Below are 17,313 nucleotides of genomic sequence, written 5' to 3'. Positions count from 1 at the left end.
ACAAAGGTCGCTGTGGCACCTTGATGGCCATAGAAAGCTGACCCGATGAGCCTTGCTTCGAAGAGCCCTGAGCCGCGTCCCGGCATCCTTGACATTGCCGCCTATGTGCCGGGCAAGGAGCATGCGCCGGGTGTCGCCAAGGTGCATAAGCTCTCGTCGAACGAAACGCCGCTCGGTGCCAGCCCGAAGGCGATAGAAGCCTTCCAGGCGATGGCCTTCAATCTGGAGCGCTATCCGGACGGCCAGGCGCGGGCGCTGCGGGAGGCAATCGGGGCCGTTCACGGGCTCAATCCGGCAAACATCATGTGCGGCAACGGCTCGGACGAACTGCTCGGGCTGCTGTGCCACACCTATCTCGGCCCCGGCGACGAAGGCATTATCACCGAGCACGGTTTCCTGGTCTACAAGATCCAGATCCTGGCGGCCGGTGCGACGCCCGTAACCGTCGAGGAAAAGGATGCGCGCGCCGATGTGGACGCCATCCTTTCCGCGGTCACCGAGCGGACCAAGATGGTCTTTCTCGCCAATCCCGCCAATCCGACCGGCACCTATATCCCGGTCGACGAAGTCCGCCGGCTGCATGCGGGCCTGCCCGAGGGCGTGCTCCTGGTGCTCGACGCCGCCTATGCCGAATATGTGCGCCGCAACGACTATGCCGCCGGTCTTGAGCTCGTCTCGGCCAGCCGCAACGTGGTAATGACCCGCACCTTCTCGAAGATCTATGGTCTTGCCGGCCTGCGCATCGGCTGGATGTATGCGCCGCCGGAAGTGATCGACGCGGTCGACCGTGTCCGCGGGCCGTTCAATCTCAGTGCGCCTTCCATTGCGGCGGGTGCGGCGGCGATCCGCGATCAGGCTTTCGTCGCAACGGCGGTCGATCACAATCTCACCTGGCTTGCCCGCGTTGCCGAAGCGCTCGAGGCGATCGGGCTCCGCATCACGCCGTCGGTCACGAATTTCGTGCTGATCCATTTCCCCGACGAGGCCGGCAAGCGGGCGGAGGAGGCCGATGAGTTCCTGACCCGCCGCGGCTATATCCTCAGGGCAGTCCGCAGCTACGGCTTCCCGAATGCCTTGCGCATGACCATCGGCTCCGCGGAAGCCAACGAGGGCGTCATCGCGGCGCTGACCGAATTCATGGGACGGAAATAATGGCTCAGCAGTTTGAAACGATCGCCCTCATCGGCATTGGTCTGATCGGCTCGTCGATCGCGCGCGAAATCCGCGAGAAGCAGCTTGCCGGCACGCTCGTCGTCTCCACGCGCAGCGAGGCGACGCTGAAGCGGACGCAGGAACTCGGGCTCGGCGATCGCTATACGCTGTCGGCCGCCGACGCCGTTCGCGACGCGGATCTCGTCATCGTCTCGGTGCCGGTCGGCGCGTCCGGCGCTGTTGCCGCCGAGATCTCAGCGCATCTGAAGCCAGGCGCCATCGTCACCGACGTTGGTTCGACCAAGGGTTCGGTGATCGCACAGATGGCGCCGCACTTGCCCGAGAACGTGCATTTCGTGCCGGGGCATCCGATCGCCGGTACCGAGCATTCCGGCCCGGATGCCGGCTTCGTCGGCCTCTTCCGCGGCCGCTGGTGCATCCTGACGCCGCCCCCTGGCGCGGATGAGGAAGCGGTGGCGCGGCTGCGGCTTTTCTGGGAGACGCTCGGCTCGATGGTCGAGGAGATGGACGCCGAACACCACGACAAGGTGCTGGCAATCGTTTCGCACCTGCCGCACATCATCGCCTACAACATCGTCGGCACGGCTGACGATCTCGAGACCGTTACCGAATCCGAAGTCATCAAATATTCGGCTTCGGGCTTCCGCGACTTCACGCGTCTGGCGGCATCCGACCCGACCATGTGGCGCGACGTCTGCCTGCATAACAAGGATGCGATCCTGGAGATGCTGGCGCGGTTTTCGGAAGATCTCGCCTACCTCCAGCGGGCGATCCGCTGGGGCGACGGCGACAAGCTGTTCGATCTCTTTACCCGCACCCGGGCCATTCGCCGCTCGATCATTCAGGCCGGCCAGGACACGGCGATGCCGGACTTCGGTCGCCATGCCATGGATCAGAAATAGCCTGAGCAGATCAAGGAAGACCGTGGAGCGGTCTTCCTTCCTATGAGGCGTATGGCCGTAGCCTAGAGGGTCGGCAGGACGCCGATCGGGATGAAGGCGAGGAATGCCGTGCCGTCGCGCACGTTGAGCTTCACGGTCGCCTCGTTCTTGCCGTTGGCGAGAGCCTTCAGCATGTTGGCGGTGTTGTCGACGAGGTTGGCATCATCCGGGATCAGGGTGACCAGATTGGCGCGCCAGGCCTCGATATTGGTCATCGTCAGCGAGAACTCGCCAGAAATCAGTCCCTGATCATTGACCGAGAACGGCCCGGAAAGCTTGGCGTTCATGCCCGAGCCGAGGTCGAGGGTGAGCTGTCTCAGCTCGCCCTTGCTGCCGCGAAACATCTCAGGCGTCGGCGGGGTTGTCATCCATCCGGCCCGGTCGGTGAAGGTCAGGTCGGCGGCGGCGGTCGCCGGCGGTGCGAGGCTCGGGCCTTCCTCGGGCCGAACGTCCAGTTTGTCGACGCTCAAGGCGGCGTCGAGATCCGCGCCGTTCTGGCGCAGGTGCAATTCGCCGTGGCTGGCGCCGAAGCCAAATCCGTCGCCTTCAAGCGGCAATCGCAACCGGCCCGTCAGGTTGTCGTAGGTCAGCGACGTGCGGTCAACGCCGGACAGGGTCGCGCGCACGCTCGCATGCAGCAACGTCCAGTCGGCGAAGATGTTGAGGCCGGGGGAAGCCCGGATCTCGGCCGGGCCGTCAAGCTCGATCACCGCATGGCCCGGCTGGTAGACCTGGGCAGCGGTCCTCAGCGCTCCGAACGAGGCCGAGGTGCCGTTGCGGGTGTCGTCCAGATGGACCTTGTCGCAGAAGAGGCCGATGCGGAACGGGAAGCCGCGCACGTCCATGTTGGTGCATTCGCCGCCGAGGCCGGCTGCCTGTCCTTCGGCGAGGCGGGTCGCAAGCCGCTTCTCGATCTGGTCGGCGGCGAGAAACCAGCCGGCCGAATAAACGCCGGTGACAAGCACGATGCCTGCCAGGAGCCAGCGGAATTTCCGGCTGACCGGCGATGGGTTGGAGACTGCGGTGGCCGACATGGGCGCGGGTACCTCACTCAAAACAGGATGGAGGCTGCCTTTCGGGTGGCGCCATCGATCCGCAAAACTATTCTTTCCTTCGGCCGCAGGAGGACGACCTTGTCTCTTTCGTGCCGGGATGCTGTGCCGTAGAAACCGAAAATGGCTCACCGTCCCACGCGACCGATCGTGATTCGGCAGTGAGAACAGCAGCGCGGGTTGAATGACAGTGGATATGGACGAATTTTGGGTCTTTGGCTACGGCTCGCTGATGTGGAACCCGGGCTTTGCCTTCGAGGAGAAGCTCACGGCACGCGCCTTCGGTTTTCGCCGCTCACTCTGCGTGCATTCCTGGGTTCACCGTGGCACCGAACAGCGGCCGGGGCTGGTGCTTGGGCTCGACCGCGGCGGCTCCTGCATCGGGACGGCGTTTCGCGTCCAGCGCGGGCAGCAGGCGGATGTCGTCGATTATCTGCGCGAGCGTGAACTGGTGACCCACGTCTACAAGGAACGCACCATGCCGGTGCTGCTTGCCGACGGCCGCCGCGTTCCGGCGCTCGCCTACGTCATCGACCGCGCCCACGTCCAGTATGCGGGCTCGCTGACCACCACGGAGGCGGCCGGCATCGTCGCGGTTTCGACGGGAAAATCCGGGCCGAACAGCGAATACGTGTTCAACACGCTCGCCCATCTCAAGGAGATGGGTATCCGCGATCACTGGCTGGAAGAGGTGGTCGGATTGCTGCGGCAGGCGCCGCGTTCAGCCCGGGCCTGAAGGTTCAGGCCCGGCCTTCTGCCTTCAGTTCCTTCAGCCGCTGCTGGGCGGTCGGCGGTAGCGGCAGGTGCGGATTGGCCTTCACGGTTTCGACGAGCAACTCGTCGCTCGCCCTCTCGGTTACCTCGACGAGCTTCGCCAGGAAAGCGTCCGGGTCCATGCCGGCCTCGATGGGCGGCAGGATGCGAACCTTGAAGTGGCCGGGAAAGCGCAGGAACTTGCGGCGCGGCCAGAAGAGGCCGGGATGCATGGCGACCGGCACCACCGGTACGCTGAGGTCGCGGTAGAGGCGGGCGATGCCGTATTTGTATTCCGGCGGAGCGCCCGGCGGGCGACGCGTGCCTTCCGGGTAGATGATGAGCTCGCGGCCGGTTGCCATTTCCTGCTTGGTGCGGTCCATCACGCCGGTCATCGCCTTGCCGCGCGCCGCGCGATTTACCGGAACCATGCGTTGCTTGAGCACATACCAGCCGAAGAGCGGGATCCAGGTGAGCTCGCGCTTCAGGATATAAAAGGGATCGCTGAGCCAGGGGAGCAGCGCATAGGCATCCCAGAAGGACTGGTGCTTGGGAGCGAAGATATAGGGAACCTCGGGGATATTCTCCAAGCCTTCGATCTCGAAGGTCGTGCCGACCATCTTTTCCATGAGCCAGTGGTTGCTGCGCACCCAGTTCTTCGGCACGAACCACGCCTTCTTGCGCGGCAGCAGGAAGTAGATCGGGGTCAGCACGATCATCTGCACGATCAGATTGGCGTAGAACACCATGTTGAAAAGGATCGAACGCAAGACGATCATCAGGCACGCTCTCGTAGGCGAGGTCTCAAGGGGACCGGCGTCTTTGAGCCGGTTGATCGCTGCCTACACGATTAAGTGCTGAAGGAAAACTGCTCTGTTTCACTTTGCAGCGGCGAAGGCTGTTCCTGCCGGCCCTTATTCTTCGGCGGGCGTCGCGCGCGATGCGTCGGTGCGCAGGCCGCTGGTCGGGCGGGCGCCGGCGAAGTCGCGTATCGAAGCCACCGTATACTTGCCGAATTCCAGAAGGATCGACTTCAGCACCATCGGGTTGCGCAGCCAGTTTGTGGTCTTCAGATCGGAGTTGACGACCGGGTAGGGGATGAACTCCGTTTCCGGCCGGGCGCGGCGCAGTTCCAGGAGGCTGCGCGGCATGTGATAGTTGTTGGTGACGACGAGCACGCTCGCATAGCCGCGATCATGGATCCATTGCGCCGCTTCCGTGGCATTTCCGATGGTATCGATCGCCTCATGGCCGATGTCGACGCAGCACTTGAAAAGGTCGGCCGAGCTCTGGGTGTTGCGGCGGATCTGGCTGCCTGTGGTCGCCGGGTGAACCCCGGAGATCAGCAGGCGCTTGCCGGCGCCACCCTTCAGAAGATCGACCGCCTGGTCGATGCGCTGGAAACCGCCGGTCAGGACCACGATCGCGTCGGCCTTCGGATGACCCGGCGGCTGCAGGGAGGCGACCGTGTCGGCAAAGTTCAGGAAGGCGGCGATCAGGATTGCCAGCGGCAGGAGCAGGACGAAGAAGGTTCGGCGGAGGATTTTGCGCAGGAGACTGCGGGACCGCCGGCGATCGTCGGCTTGCCCGTGCCATTTATCTCCTCCGGTCATTCCGTTCCCGCGTAGCTCTCGCGCCATCATGATTCTCTTCACATAGCCGCAGATTGCGGCAAGGAATAGATCGAGTGGCGGCGAAACATCAGGCGGCTCAGCTTTGGTAGAGGTCGGTACGGCCGGGGTCCGAACGGATGAGGTCTATTTCGTAGATCGTGCGGGTAACCGTCAGCCGCGCCGTAACGGTCGTCAGGATGGCGATGACGACGATGATCGCGGCAATGCCGAGATAGCCACCATAGCCGATGGTGAAGGTACCGAAGAGGGCGGTGGCCTGATCTGTCTCGGGGGTCGCCAAGGTCCGTGACTGCCAGAAACCCGCGAGCGCAAAGAAAAGTGCTGCGAGCAGACCGCCGGCGCCGGCGCCCTTGAGGCTGATCCTGAGGAAGTGCTTCTGGAATTCCGACGCAACGAAGCCGGCTTCGGCACCGACGAAATGCAGCACCTCGACGATATGGCGATTGCCCGACAGCGCGCCGCGCGTTGCGAAGACCACTGTCAGCACCATGGCGGAAAAGACCAGGGTCAGCACGCCGGTGCCGATCATGGCCGTGGTGTTGGCCATGGCGACCAGCCGGTCGACCCAGGTGCGGTGGTCGTCGAGGAAAGCCTGCGGGATTATTTCTGTCAGCGCCTTGCGCATGGCCGCAAAGTCCGGCGGATTGCTTTCGTCGATGGTGATGATGACGAGGCGCGGCACGGGCAATTCGTCAAGATCGAGGCCTTCGCCGAGCCAGGGTTCGAGCAGGCGGGCGGTGGCGGCCCGGTCGACGATCTTGCCGTCCGTCGTGCCACTGAAGGTCAGCGCCAGGTCGCGGGCATCCGCCAGCGCCTTTTCCATGTCGAGATTGTCGTCGGGCTTGATCTGGATGGTGATCTCGCGGGAGATCTGCGACTGCCAGCTCTGGGCCGTGGCTCGCACCATGCTGACGCCGCCGAGCGTCAGGCAGGCGAGGAACGACATGATGGCGATGACGCACATCAGCGCATGGCCCGACACATTGCTCGACGGCACGATCGGGCCGGTCGGGCGCACGCGCATTTCCGTCCGGCGCTGTTGTGCCTCCGGTGCCTGTTCGGGCACATCCTTTTGGTGTTTCGTGCGGCTGTCACTCATAGATGTCGAGCCGCCCTTGCGAAAGGATCATGCGCCGCGCCTCCACCTGGTCCATCAGCGACAGATCGTGGGTGGCGATCACGACCGCCGTGCCGAGCCGGTTGAGCTCGAGGAAAAGATTGAGCAGGCGCCTTGCCATCGGCGGATCGACGTTGCCGGTCGGCTCGTCGGCAAGCAGGATCTCCGGCCGGTCGATCAGCGCCCGAGCGATGGCGGCGCGCTGTTTTTCACCGCCGGAAAGGACCGGTGGCAGCACGTTGATGCGCTCGCCGAGACCCACCCATTTCAAAAGCTCCAGCACGTCTGCACGGTAGCTCGTCTCCTCCTTGCCGCGCACGCGCAACGGCAGCGCGACGTTCTCGTAGGTGGTGAGATGATCGAGCAGGCGAAAGTCCTGGAAGACGATGCCGACGCGCCGGCGCAGCATCGGGAATTCTTCGCGCGGGATCGACGAAATGTTGCGGTCGAACATCCGGATCAGGCCGCGTGTCGGCTGCAGCGAGAGGAAAAGAAGCCGCAGCAACGTGGTCTTGCCGGCGCCCGACGGACCCGTCAGGAACTGGAATGAACGGCGTGGAATGTCGAAGGTCAGGTCCCGGAGGATTTCCGGTCCCATGCCATAGCGCAGTCCGACGTTCTCAAAGTGAATCAAGCGGCAGCCCAGTCTCTCTCACGGCCCTGCAACCGACGGCCGGTTCCGGTCCTCCGCGCATAGGACGACCAGCCAAGAAAGGCAAAACCGCCAGCGGAATCATGGTTAAGTGACGGTTAATTTTTCATGAAAAGGCGCCGCTTTCGCGACGTCTTTCCGAAACATTAACCATTCCGGTTTACGTGTCGGAAAGATTTGATGCAATGCCTAGTTCTTGCACCGCATGAGGCTTGGCATTGCCCGAGGGTTTCGCAGACAAACTGGCCGCCTGCGGCCGTGTTCTCTTGCGGGACAGGAGGAAATGATCATGCAGGCATTCCGGACCAAATCCGCCAGCAACAACGCCGATACAGATTTCCTGCCGCCCGAGCGCGGCGGACGCGACGGGGCTTCAGCGCCGAGGCGCGCCGACTATGTGGATGCGGAATTCGAGGTGATATCCGCTTCGTCGCGCCGCACGCCCTATCCTGTTTTCAACGACAATGCACAAACGGGCAGCCGCAGGCGGCCGACGCTGACGGTCGTGGAGCAGGAGCCGTCGCTCGGCGCTCGATTGTTGCGTCTTGCCGAAACGCGGCTGCGCGACATGCCGGCACGCCGCTTTGCCGGGATGGTCGCGGGCGTTGCGCTTGCTTCCTTCCTGGCGATCGTCGGCTTTGCCGGCGATGGACAGGCCGACGTCCAGCCGCTGACGATATCGGGGATCAAGAGTGGGCTCGATTACTCCGGCGGCATGCGTGTGCTGTCCGTCTATGGTTCGATCGACAATCGCTCCGATATCGAGCAGCGATTGCCGCTCGTCGTGGTGGAGATTGCCGCCAACGGGCGCAAGGTCACGACGACACGGGTGATGCCCGAGGGTGCTGCCGTCGCGCCCGGTGAGAGCCGTCATTTCATGACGAGACTGCCCTATGCGGGTGGAAAAATGCCGGATGTGACGGTTTCCTTCGCCGAAAACGGTGTTTCGGCCCGCTGATTGTGCTAAGCGGCGCCAAAGGGAAGGCTTAAGGTCTTCCGGATGAAACGCTGGAGAAGCCTTGATGCCCGTTGTTCGCGGTAAGAATATCGAACCTCTCTATACGGCCGAAACCATCGCTGCCCGCAACAGCGAGCTCGCCGGAATGATCGTCAACGGCCCGCACAAGGATCTACTGGTGATCGCGGTGCTCAAGGGATCGTTCATCTTCGCGGCCGATCTGATCCGCTCGATGCATACGGCCGGTCTGGCACCGGAAGTCGAGTTCATCACGCTGTCGAGCTACGGCACCGGCACCGTTTCGCAGGGCGTCAAGATCACCAAGGATATCGACAGCGACGTGCATGGGCGCGACGTTCTGCTGATCGACGACATTCTCGAATCCGGCCGCACGCTGCGTTTCGCCAAGGAACTGATGTACGAGCGCGGCGCCCGCAACGTCACGATCGCCGTGCTGCTCGACAAGCGGGTCAAGCGCAAGGTCGAGCTCGAGGCGGATTATGTCGGCTTCGAATGCCCCGATCACTTCGTCGTCGGCTACGGCATGGACGTCGCCTATGCCTTCCGCGAGCTGCCTTTTGTCGGTGTTGTCACCGGCGACGCCGAGTAAACGTCTCGATTTGGGGCATGCGCCCTGAAATCCAGTCGTTCGGCGTTTACCGAACACAAACGAAAAACTGGTTGTTTTGGTGCGTGCCGCAGTGATTCTCGACGGGGATCGGCGGCGCTGCAGCGCCAGTGTGTCTCCCGATGATCCACGCCCGCTGTACTTTTGGATCAGGTGCGGGTGCCGGCGTGAACGCCGGACTCGGAAGCGAACGCGGAGGCCATGATGGCGAAGATCCTGATTACCGAGGACGAGGATGCATTGCGTTCCTTCGTTGCGCGGGCCCTGAGGCTCGACGGCCACGAGACGGTCGAAGCGGGCGATGGGGCCGATGGCCTTGCCTGCCTGGAGGCCGAGGCGTTCGACCTTCTGCTCTCCGATATCCGTATGCCCGTGATGGACGGCATCGAGCTGACGCACCAGGCGTCGGCGGCCTTTCCGGCCATGAAGATCCTGCTGATGACCGGCTATGCCGAGCAGCGCGAGCGGGCTGACGATCTCACCGACAAAATCGTCGACGTCATCTCCAAGCCCTTCTCCCTTCCCGATATCCGCAAGGCAGTCGCGCTGGCGTTGGCCGCCTGACGGCCAGACCTGCCGGCCCACAGCAACAGGACTGCGACCCGGCGCATCGATTGGATGCGACGGGAGCCGTTGTCATGTTCTGCCGTGATGAGGCAAAGGGCTGAGCCGGGCGCTCGGCTCAGCGCATGTCGAGCAGGCGTTCGAGGTACTGGCGCTCCTGCTCCGGCGACAGGCTGTCGCCCAGCCTGCGGCGAATCTCGTCAAGGATTTGTCGGGCGCGCTGAGAATCGATCTCGTCTGGAACCTTGACCTGGTCGCCGAAATTCGGGCCGAGATTCTGTTGCCGTCGTCCCAAAGGATCGCGGCCGTTTTGACCGTATTGCGGAACACCCATGCCAGGGCCGCCCTGACCTTGGCCCTGCATCTGGTTCATCATATCCTGGGCGCCTTGGCGCAGGGCCTGTAGCGCGCGGCCCTGATTGCCGACGGCTTGTTCGCCCTGGCCCTTGCCGAGCGCGCCGGAAGCGCCGTCCATTTCGCGCTTGGCTTCGCCGAAGCCCTTGCCGGGCTTGATGCCCATGCTTTCCAGGCCCTTGTTCAGCTCACCGAGCTGTTTTCCGAGTGCGTCCTGCTGCTCTTTCAGCTGTTTCAGTGCATCCTTGAGCTGTTCGGCGGTCATGTTGTCAAGCGGGCTGGGCTGACCATTCGGATCGCCCTGCTGACCTGGGTCCTGCGGCATTTCCTGACCGAAGAGCTCGTTGTCTTCGCCCTGCAGCGGGTCGCCCCGCTGCATCCGGTCACGCAGGGCCTGATCGAACTTGAAGGTCTCGTCCATCAACTGCTGCTGTTGCTGCATCAGCTTGCCGAGCTTGTCCATCTGCTGGCGCATGGCGTCGTTCTGCTCGCCCATCTGCTGCTGGCTGCGGCCAGCCTGGAGGTTGTTCATCATGCGCTGCAGTTCCGAGAGCATCTGCTGTGCCTGATCGCGCGCGCCCGAGCGCGCCAGATTCTCGATCTGGTTCATCATCTTCTCGAGGTCCTGCTGGCGCAGGATGTTGTTCGGGTCGAGCTTGCCGGTCATGCGTGGATTTTTCATCGCCTGCTCGGCGAGCGCCTGCATGTATTCCTGCATCGCCTGGCGCAGTTCCTGCATCAGCTTGGCGATTTCCTGGTCCGAAGCGTTGCGCTCCAAGGCGTCCGACAGCGCCTGCTGGGCTTCGCGCAGGCGGCGCTCGGCAAGCGACAGGTCGCCGTCCTCGATGCCGAGCGCGATCTCCCAGAGGTATCCGGCAGCATCGCGCAACATGTCGTCGTTATAGGCGAGCGCCATACGGGTGCGCGCCGATTTCAACAGCAGGAAATGAGTGAGGTTCGGGATCCAGTCCTCGGCAAGCGAGGTGACGGCGTCGTTGAGGTCGATGGCGCGCGGCAGGTCGTTGGCATTGAGCGCGAAAACCTGACGCTGTTCGGCGACGGCGCCGGCGAGCGGCTGCGAGAACTGGCGGGCAGGCAGGATCATGTCGTGCGGCGGGCTGCGGCCTTCCTGTCCGGCAGCATCCCGGGCGACGAGCGTCACCGCTACCCGCTTGCCGGCGAGCGGATGCTCGCTGAGGTTTCGGCTGGTCGTGCCCTTTGCCTCGCGCGCGTTACGGCGCGGCAGATCGAGCCGGTATTCCGGTAGCGGATAGAGCGCGCGGGCGCCTTCCGCCGGTTCGTCGAGCGGCTTGAGCTCCGCCCAGGCCTGGGCGATGCCGTAATCGTCGTTGGCCGTAAACGTGATTTCGAGCGCCGCGTTGATGGTCGGATGGGGGATTCCGTCAAAGGCGATCTGAGGCACGCCGTCCGGGGTGATCTTGAACGCCCAGCGCTGGCTGCCGACGATAAGTTCGCCATCCTTGACGACCTTGTAGACGTGGTTGCGCACGGCATTCGGATTGCGCGCCGGCTCCGTTGCAACCATTTCGGCGACCTTCGGGCCGGTATCGTCCACTTTCGGCTTGCTCTGTTTCTCCTCGGCCTTTTCGCCGGCCACCGGAATGGCGATCGGTTTGCTCCCGCCGGTTTCCGCGTAGCGCACTGGCGCGTCCGCACCGGCGCCGGTGATCCGGACGGTGATGTCGCTGAACTGCGGGATGGTGATCGCCGCGGCGTCTTCATTCACGGCAGCGGCGGCTTCCGGCTTGCCCGTCAGGAAGATTGGCGCCCGCCCGGTATAGGGCGGCGGCGTCACCCAGGCATCGACGCGGATGTTGGCAGCCTCGATCGACGTCTGCGGCAGCCGGAACGCATCGCTCAGCAATCCGGCGCGGTTGGAATAGGAATAGGCAAAGGCGACGCAAGCGAGCAGCACAGGCACGGCCCTGAGCGCGAAGGGATCGTGCCTGGCGATATCGGGCCGCGGCAGGCCAGTCTCGAGGGTGCCGATCATGCGTGCCATGCGCGCCTGGTGTTCGCGCCAGAGCGCCTCGCCCAGAGGGGTGTCGGTCGCGGGGCGATCGTCCTGGACGCGGATGGCCTGATGCGGCAGCGCATTGCGCTCTTCGAGCATGCGATCGGCATCGGCATTACCGGGAAGCCGCAACCGGCTGAGCGGTACGAGAGAGGCGAGGAAGGTTAGCGCAAAGGCAAAGAGCGCCACCGCATGCAGCCAGAAAGGTGCAGCGCGAAAGAAGCCGAGCCAGGCGAAGGCAAGAAACAGAAGGGCGATCGCGCCGGGCAGAAGGATACGCGGCAGGACCTGCTCGGCGACCAGCACCGCGCGCGCCAGCCATCTCTTCAGCGCCAGAGTTCTCGAAAACGGCTTCGGTTGTGGCGTTTCATCCTGCCGGAATTGCGTCATCCGCCCAAGTTTCCTTTCGGTCGCCCATCAACGCTTGTGGCTGACCCAATATAGTGAGGCGACGGCCGAGCTCAAAAATGCACGCAACTTCGCCTATCCCGCTTGCGTTCAGGATACCATCGTTTGTGGCGAAGACGAGGGCGCAAACACAATCGTGATCGGCCGGGCGGCCGATCCACAGATTGTCGTTGTCGCGCCCGGACGGGTCAGTCGAGCCAGTCCGGCACCGAATCGAGACCGATCAACGCGTCATAGTCCTGACGCGGGCGAACGACGTGGAAACGGTCGCCCTTGACCAGAACTTCCGGGATCAGGAGGCGTGAATTGTAGGTGCTGGCTTGCACGGCGCCGTAGGCGCCGGCCGAGCTGATGGCAAAGAGATCGCCAGGCTTCGGCATCGCCATCTCGCGGTCGAGCGCCAGATAGTCGCCGGTTTCGCAGACCGGGCCCACGACGTCGGCGCGGATGCGCGGCGCGTTGGCGGCGGAAATGCGGACCGGGCGGATCTCGTGATAGGCCTCATAGAGGGTCGGGCGGATGAGATCGTTCATCGCACCGTCGACGATGACGAAGGTCTTGTCGCCACCGTCCTTCACGTAGATGACTTCGGTCACAAGAATGCCGGCATTGCCGACGATCAGCCGGCCCGGTTCGGTGACGATCTTGCAGCCGAGCGACTGCAGCTGGCTCTTGACGATTTCCGCATAGGCGTCCGGCAGCGGGGGCGGATTGTTGTCGTCCTTGTAGGGAATGCCGAGGCCGCCGCCGATGTCGACGTGATCGATCGAGTGGCCGTCGGAGCGCAGGGTATCGACCAGTTCGCGCAGCAGCTTGAAGGCGTCGTCGAAGGGCTGCAGTTCGGTGATCTGGCTGCCGATATGCATGTCGATGCCGGTCACCTCAATGCCGGGCAGCGTTGCGGCATGGGCGTAGACCGCACGGGCGCGCTCCCAGGAAATGCCGAACTTGTTTTCCTTCTTGCCCGTGGAAATCTTGGAATGGGTCTTCGCGTCAACATCAGGGTTGATGCGGAAGGACACATGGGCGCGCTTGCCGGCACGAACGGCGCGCTGGTTAAGGACCTCAAGTTCCGGCTCGGACTCGACGTTGAAGCAGTAGATGCCGGCTTCCAGTGCGAGATCCATTTCCAGCGGCGTCTTGCCGACGCCGGAGAACATGATGCGGTTTGCCGGGATGCCGGCCGCCAGCGCCCGGCGCAGCTCACCGCCAGAGACCACGTCGACGCCGGCGCCGAGGCGGCCGAGCGTCTTCAGTACCGCCTGGTTCGAGTTGGCCTTCATCGCATAGCAAACCATCGCATCCACATCGGCGAAAGCCTTGGAGAACACCGTGTAGTGGCGCTCGAGCGTGGCGGTCGAGTAGCAGTAGAAGGGTGTGCCGACGGCGCGGGCGATATCGGTCACCGGCACATCTTCGGCGTAGAGAATTCCGTCGCGGTATTGAAAATGGTTCACGTCACGCAGCTCGGCTTTGAGCAATTCCAGGAAAGTGCGAAGCGGCTTCCGTTCGGAATTGCGTAATTTCTACTAGAGGAGGGGATCGAGCAGGAACGAACGCTCGTCTGCTTTTTCCTTCTGCTCGACAGTTCCTGCCGGCGCCTTGGTGTTGATCGGCGCGGTCGAGCCGGGGCGATCGAGGTCGCCCTTGCGTCCACAACCGACAAGAACCAGCCCGGGGATCGCCAGCAGAAGTGCAAGCCGGGCCGCCTTCGTGAATGTCATCGTGATTTTCCTTCGCGGGAACTGATGCAGGTGCGATGTCTTACCGATTTTTCAGGCACTTGTGCACCCTGTTTCTGCGGGCGAAGAGCCGCCCGCAGCGGGCTTGGGAGCAGATGTCTTAGTTGCGGGCGCGCCACCAGGCGATCTGCTTGCGAACCTCGTTGGGCGCCGTGCCGCCGAAGGAGGTACGGCTGGCAACGGAGGCTTCGACCGTCAGAACATCGAAGACCTTCTCGGTGATGTCGGCGTGGATCGACTGCAGGTCGGCAAGCGAAAGATCCGCGAGGTCGCAGCCCTTCTGTTCGGCAAGCGCCACGGCGCGGCCGGTCACATGGTGGGCGTCGCGGAAGGGCAGGCCCGCCTCACGCACCAGCCAGTCGGCAAGGTCGGTCGCGGTCGAATAGCCGGAGCCGGCGGCGGCCTTCATGCGATCGCTACGGATGGTCATGTCACGAACCATGCCGGTCATGGCGGCGATCGCCAGCTCGAGGCTTTCGGCTGAGTCGAAGACCTGTTCCTTGTCTTCCTGCATGTCCTTGGAATAGGCGAGCGGCAGACCCTTCATGACCGTGAGCAGCGCGATCAACGAACCGTTGATGCGGCCGGTCTTGGCGCGCACCAGTTCAGCGGCGTCGGGATTCTTCTTCTGCGGCATGATCGAGGAGCCGGTCGAAAATGCATCCGACAGGCGGATGAAGCCGAACTGCGGCGTCGACCAGATGACGATCTCTTCGGCCAGCCGCGACAGGTGCGTGGCAGTGATCGAGGCCATCGACAGGAATTCGAGCGCGAAGTCGCGGTCCGATACCGTGTCGATCGAGTTGCGGGTCGGGCCGGCAAAGCCGAGCGCCTTGGCGGTCATGTGACGGTCGATCGGGAATCCGGTGCCGGCAAGGGCGGCGGCGCCGATCGGGCTCTCGTCCATGTGCTCGATGGCGTGACGCACGCGCGAGCGGTCGCGGCCGAACATCTCGACATAGGCCATGCAGTGATGGCCGAAGGTGACGGGCTGCGCGGTCTGCAGATGGGTGAAGCCGGGCATGACGGTATCTGCATGTTCCTCGGCGCGGTCGAGGAAGGCGGCGATCAGCGCCGTCAGCGCTTTCTCGGTGCGCTGCAGCTCTTCCTTGACCCAGAGGCGGAAGTCGAGCGCCACCTGATCGTTGCGCGAGCGGGCGGTGTGGAGGCGGCCGGCAGCCGGACCGATCAGGGTCGCGAGCCGGGCCTCGATGTTCATGTGGATGTCTTCGAGGCGGCGCGAGAACTCGAACGCACCACTTTCGATCTCTGACAGGATCGTGTTCAGGCCGTGAACGATCTTGTCTTTGTCGTCGGCCGAAATGATGCCTTGATGCGCCAGCATCGTCGCATGCGCTATTGAGCCGCGGATGTCCTGGGCATAGAGCTTCTTGTCGAAGCCGATCGAGGCATTTATTTCCTCCATGATCGCGTCCGGACCCGAGGCAAAGCGACCGCCCCACATCTGGTTGGAGGATTTCGTCTCGGAATTGCCGTCAGCCATGAAGAATGCCCGCCTTGGAGAATGAAATGCCCGACCAGAAGAAATCCCCCCCGGCCGTGAAACTGTTCGCGCTCGCCGCCCTGTTTGGCGTGATCGTCGGTGCGGCAGCGGTATACGTGAAGGAGACCGGGTCTGGCAATGGTGAGGCAACCGAAACGGCCTCCGCCAGTTGCCCGCTGACCTCGGCCAAGGTCGCGGCGCTGACACCCTTCATGAAGGGGCAGGTCGCCGCGATGTCGCCGGCGTCGTCGCCGCGGCCGATCGCGCTCGACTTCAACGGTCCGGACGGCAAGCCGACCAATGTCTCGGCCTTTGCCGGCAAGACGCTGCTCGTCAATCTCTGGGCGACGTGGTGCGTTCCCTGCCGCGAGGAAATGCCGGCCTTGAACGCCCTGCAGAAGTCGCTCGGCAGCGACAAGTTCGAAGTGGTGGCGATCAACATCGACGTCGGCGACGACGAGAAGCCAAAGGCTTTCCTCGACGAGACGGCCGTGCACGAGCTTGGCTATTATCGCGACGCCTCGATGGGCGTGTTCAACAACATGAAGAAGGAAGGCCTGGCCTTCGGCCTGCCGGCAACCTTGCTGCTCGACGACAAGGGCTGCCTGATCGGCTCGATGAACGGGCCGGCCGCCTGGGACAGCGACGACGCCAAGGCGCTGATCAGCGCGGCGCTTGCTCCTGCTGCGGGAAGCTGAAGGAGACTAGATCTGGACAAAGAAAAACCCGGCGGATCGCCGGGTTTTTCTTGTCAAATGCTGACGGAATTAGCGGGTGGGAACCGGCACTTCGCCGCGATAGTCGTAGAAGCCGCGTCCGGACTTGCGGCCGAGCCAGCCGGCTTCGACATATTTCACCAGCAGCGGGCAGGGGCGATACTTCGAGTCCGCCAGGCCGTCATAGAGCACCTGCATGATCGACAGGCAGGTGTCGAGGCCGATGAAGTCGGCAAGCTGCAGCGGGCCCATGGGATGGTTGGCGCCGAGCTTCATGGCGGTATCGATCGCCTCGACACTGCCGACGCCTTCATAAAGCGTATAGATCGCCTCGTTGATCATCGGCAGCAGAATGCGGTTGACGATGAAGGCCGGAAAATCTTCGGCGACTGTCACGGTCTTGTCGAGCGTCGCGACGAATTCCTTGGCGGTCTTGAAGGTCTGTTCGTCCGTGGCGATGCCGCGCACGAGCTCGACCAGCTTCATCACCGGAACCGGGTTCATGAAGTGGATGCCCATGAAGTGCTCGGGGCGATCGGTGGCGGAGGCCAGGCGCGTGATCGACAGGGACGAGGTATTCGTCGCGAGAATCGCTTCCGGCTTCAGGATCGGACAAACCTGACCGTAGATCTTGCGCTTGATCGTTTCGTCTTCGGTGACGGCTTCAATCACAAGATCGGCCTGGGACAGGTCGTTGATATCGGAAGAGCCCTTGATCAGGGCAAGGGCTGCCTTGCGGGCCTCGTCGGTCATCTTGCCGGAGGAGACCTGACGGGCAAGGTTGCCGTTGACGGTTGCAAGGCCCGCTTCGATCCGTTCGGCGGCCAGATCATAGATCTGCACCTTGTATCCGGCGATTGCCGAAACATGTGCGATGCCACAGCCCATTTGCCCGGCACCAATAATTCCGACCGTCTTGATCATCGCGGCGAACATCCATCTTCAAGGGTTGGCGGCAAGGCCGCCATCAGACACGCAAACCGGGCCGGTTTGGCCGGCCCGGTAGATTGTTAATGCCAAGTCCCCGCTTTTGCCAGCCCTTTTCATGGGTGCGGAGGGTGGCATCGATTTGGGCTTACAGC

At 63.3% G+C, this 17,313-nt stretch carries 17 protein-coding genes; 7 read left to right on the top strand and 10 right to left on the bottom strand.

What is annotated here, in order from left to right:
* Positions 1 to 45 precede the first annotated feature (45 nt).
* The gene (gene hisC / locus ASE71_RS09475) at positions 46 to 1,152 is read left to right on the top strand and encodes a histidinol-phosphate transaminase (RefSeq protein WP_060518506.1); all 1,107 of its coding nucleotides are present in this window, start codon (positions 46 to 48) and stop codon (positions 1,150 to 1,152) included.
* On the top strand, positions 1,152 to 2,075 hold the full coding sequence (locus tag ASE71_RS09470) for a prephenate/arogenate dehydrogenase family protein (protein ID WP_034806590.1): 924 nt from the start codon (positions 1,152 to 1,154) through the stop codon (positions 2,073 to 2,075). The genes hisC and ASE71_RS09470 overlap by 1 nt, the downstream gene beginning before the upstream one ends.
* Before the next feature lie 62 nt (positions 2,076 to 2,137).
* Here ASE71_RS09470 and ASE71_RS09465 read toward each other — a convergent pair whose 3' ends face one another.
* Positions 2,138 to 3,148: a DUF2125 domain-containing protein gene (locus ASE71_RS09465; protein ID WP_060518505.1), complete on the bottom strand. Its 1,011-nt coding sequence runs from the start codon at positions 3,146 to 3,148 to the stop codon at positions 2,138 to 2,140.
* 202 nt (positions 3,149 to 3,350) lie between these two features.
* Between ASE71_RS09465 and ASE71_RS09460 the strand changes: the two genes are divergently transcribed.
* Complete coding sequence (locus ASE71_RS09460) at positions 3,351 to 3,902, top strand: gamma-glutamylcyclotransferase (protein ID WP_060518502.1); 552 nt, start codon at positions 3,351 to 3,353, stop codon at positions 3,900 to 3,902.
* 4 nt (positions 3,903 to 3,906) lie between these two features.
* Here the strand turns inward: ASE71_RS09460 and ASE71_RS09455 are convergent, their stop codons facing one another.
* The 4 genes from ASE71_RS09455 to ftsE form a co-directional block, all read right to left on the bottom strand.
* A complete protein-coding gene (locus ASE71_RS09455) occupies positions 3,907 to 4,698 on the bottom strand; it encodes a lysophospholipid acyltransferase family protein (RefSeq protein ID WP_034806600.1) in 792 nt (263 codons plus the stop codon).
* 135 nt (positions 4,699 to 4,833) lie between these two features.
* Positions 4,834 to 5,532 (bottom strand): YdcF family protein, encoded by a 699-nt coding sequence (locus ASE71_RS09450; protein ID WP_060518501.1) that lies wholly within the window; start codon positions 5,530 to 5,532, stop codon positions 4,834 to 4,836.
* 97 nt (positions 5,533 to 5,629) lie between these two features.
* Complete coding sequence (locus ASE71_RS09445) at positions 5,630 to 6,652, bottom strand: cell division protein FtsX (RefSeq protein ID WP_034806606.1); 1,023 nt, start codon at positions 6,650 to 6,652, stop codon at positions 5,630 to 5,632.
* A complete protein-coding gene (ftsE, locus tag ASE71_RS09440; RefSeq protein ID WP_034806610.1) occupies positions 6,645 to 7,304 on the bottom strand; it encodes a cell division ATP-binding protein FtsE in 660 nt (219 codons plus the stop codon). The genes ASE71_RS09445 and ftsE overlap by 8 nt, the downstream gene beginning before the upstream one ends.
* A gap of 307 nt (positions 7,305 to 7,611) precedes the next feature.
* Between ftsE and ASE71_RS09435 the strand changes: the two genes are divergently transcribed.
* The 3 genes from ASE71_RS09435 (at position 7,612) to ASE71_RS09425 (ending at position 9,472) form a co-directional block, all read left to right on the top strand.
* Entirely contained in the window at positions 7,612 to 8,280 is a 669-nt protein-coding gene (locus ASE71_RS09435) for a hypothetical protein (protein ID WP_060518649.1), read from the top strand.
* Positions 8,281 to 8,344: 64 nt separating this feature from the next.
* The gene (hpt, locus tag ASE71_RS09430) at positions 8,345 to 8,890 is read left to right on the top strand and encodes a hypoxanthine phosphoribosyltransferase (RefSeq protein WP_034806612.1); all 546 of its coding nucleotides are present in this window, start codon (positions 8,345 to 8,347) and stop codon (positions 8,888 to 8,890) included.
* A gap of 222 nt (positions 8,891 to 9,112) precedes the next feature.
* Positions 9,113 to 9,472 (top strand): response regulator, encoded by a 360-nt coding sequence (locus ASE71_RS09425; protein WP_034806737.1) that lies wholly within the window; start codon positions 9,113 to 9,115, stop codon positions 9,470 to 9,472.
* A 118-nt stretch (positions 9,473 to 9,590) separates the two neighbouring features.
* Here the strand turns inward: ASE71_RS09425 and ASE71_RS09420 are convergent, their stop codons facing one another.
* The 4 genes from ASE71_RS09420 to argH form a co-directional block, all read right to left on the bottom strand.
* Positions 9,591 to 12,251: a TIGR02302 family protein gene (locus tag ASE71_RS09420; RefSeq protein WP_060518499.1), complete on the bottom strand. Its 2,661-nt coding sequence runs from the start codon at positions 12,249 to 12,251 to the stop codon at positions 9,591 to 9,593.
* A 206-nt stretch (positions 12,252 to 12,457) separates the two neighbouring features.
* Positions 12,458 to 13,726 carry a diaminopimelate decarboxylase gene (lysA, locus tag ASE71_RS09415; protein ID WP_034806740.1) on the bottom strand — a complete coding sequence of 423 codons (1,269 nt, stop codon included), beginning with the start codon at positions 13,724 to 13,726 and terminating at the stop codon, positions 12,458 to 12,460.
* A gap of 72 nt (positions 13,727 to 13,798) precedes the next feature.
* A complete protein-coding gene (lptM, locus tag ASE71_RS09410) occupies positions 13,799 to 13,993 on the bottom strand; it encodes an LPS translocon maturation chaperone LptM (RefSeq protein WP_034806616.1) in 195 nt (64 codons plus the stop codon).
* A 118-nt stretch (positions 13,994 to 14,111) separates the two neighbouring features.
* Positions 14,112 to 15,515, bottom strand: coding sequence for an argininosuccinate lyase (gene argH, locus ASE71_RS09405; protein WP_034806619.1), 1,404 nt, complete (start codon positions 15,513 to 15,515; stop codon positions 14,112 to 14,114).
* A gap of 26 nt (positions 15,516 to 15,541) precedes the next feature.
* On the opposite strand from argH, the gene tlpA reads away from it, so the two are divergent.
* Entirely contained in the window at positions 15,542 to 16,213 is a 672-nt protein-coding gene (gene tlpA, locus ASE71_RS09400) for a thiol:disulfide interchange protein TlpA (protein ID WP_034806622.1), read from the top strand.
* A gap of 69 nt (positions 16,214 to 16,282) precedes the next feature.
* Here the strand turns inward: tlpA and ASE71_RS09395 are convergent, their stop codons facing one another.
* Complete coding sequence (locus ASE71_RS09395) at positions 16,283 to 17,155, bottom strand: 3-hydroxybutyryl-CoA dehydrogenase (RefSeq protein WP_034806743.1); 873 nt, start codon at positions 17,153 to 17,155, stop codon at positions 16,283 to 16,285.
* Between the last annotated feature and the right edge of the window lie 158 nt (positions 17,156 to 17,313).

Source organism: Ensifer sp. Root954 (genome assembly GCF_001429005.1).
Lineage (GTDB): Bacteria > Pseudomonadota > Alphaproteobacteria > Rhizobiales > Rhizobiaceae > Ensifer > Ensifer adhaerens.
This window is presented reverse-complemented; position numbering and strand designations above follow the sequence as displayed.

Bases quoted from the DNA above. Each gene is read 5' to 3' on its own strand.
- ASE71_RS09425 (WP_034806737.1), top strand. From the start codon at position 9,113: ATGGCGAAGATCCTGATTACCGAGGACGAGGATGCATTGCGTTCCTTC.
- ASE71_RS09445 (WP_034806606.1), bottom strand. From the start codon at position 6,652: ATGAGTGACAGCCGCACGAAACACCAAAAGGATGTGCCCGAACAGGCA.
- argH (WP_034806619.1), bottom strand. From the start codon at position 15,515: ATGGCTGACGGCAATTCCGAGACGAAATCCTCCAACCAGATGTGGGGC.
- ASE71_RS09420 (WP_060518499.1), bottom strand. From the start codon at position 12,251: ATGACGCAATTCCGGCAGGATGAAACGCCACAACCGAAGCCGTTTTCG.
- ASE71_RS09450 (WP_060518501.1), bottom strand. From the start codon at position 5,532: ATGACCGGAGGAGATAAATGGCACGGGCAAGCCGACGATCGCCGGCGG.
- ASE71_RS09395 (WP_034806743.1), bottom strand. From the start codon at position 17,155: ATGATCAAGACGGTCGGAATTATTGGTGCCGGGCAAATGGGCTGTGGC.
- lptM (WP_034806616.1), bottom strand. From the start codon at position 13,993: ATGACATTCACGAAGGCGGCCCGGCTTGCACTTCTGCTGGCGATCCCC.
- hisC (WP_060518506.1), top strand. From the start codon at position 46: ATGAGCCTTGCTTCGAAGAGCCCTGAGCCGCGTCCCGGCATCCTTGAC.
- ASE71_RS09460 (WP_060518502.1), top strand. From the start codon at position 3,351: ATGACAGTGGATATGGACGAATTTTGGGTCTTTGGCTACGGCTCGCTG.
- tlpA (WP_034806622.1), top strand. From the start codon at position 15,542: ATGCCCGACCAGAAGAAATCCCCCCCGGCCGTGAAACTGTTCGCGCTC.
- ASE71_RS09470 (WP_034806590.1), top strand. From the start codon at position 1,152: ATGGCTCAGCAGTTTGAAACGATCGCCCTCATCGGCATTGGTCTGATC.
- hpt (WP_034806612.1), top strand. From the start codon at position 8,345: ATGCCCGTTGTTCGCGGTAAGAATATCGAACCTCTCTATACGGCCGAA.
- ASE71_RS09455 (WP_034806600.1), bottom strand. From the start codon at position 4,698: ATGATCGTCTTGCGTTCGATCCTTTTCAACATGGTGTTCTACGCCAAT.
- ASE71_RS09465 (WP_060518505.1), bottom strand. From the start codon at position 3,148: ATGTCGGCCACCGCAGTCTCCAACCCATCGCCGGTCAGCCGGAAATTC.
- ASE71_RS09435 (WP_060518649.1), top strand. From the start codon at position 7,612: ATGCAGGCATTCCGGACCAAATCCGCCAGCAACAACGCCGATACAGAT.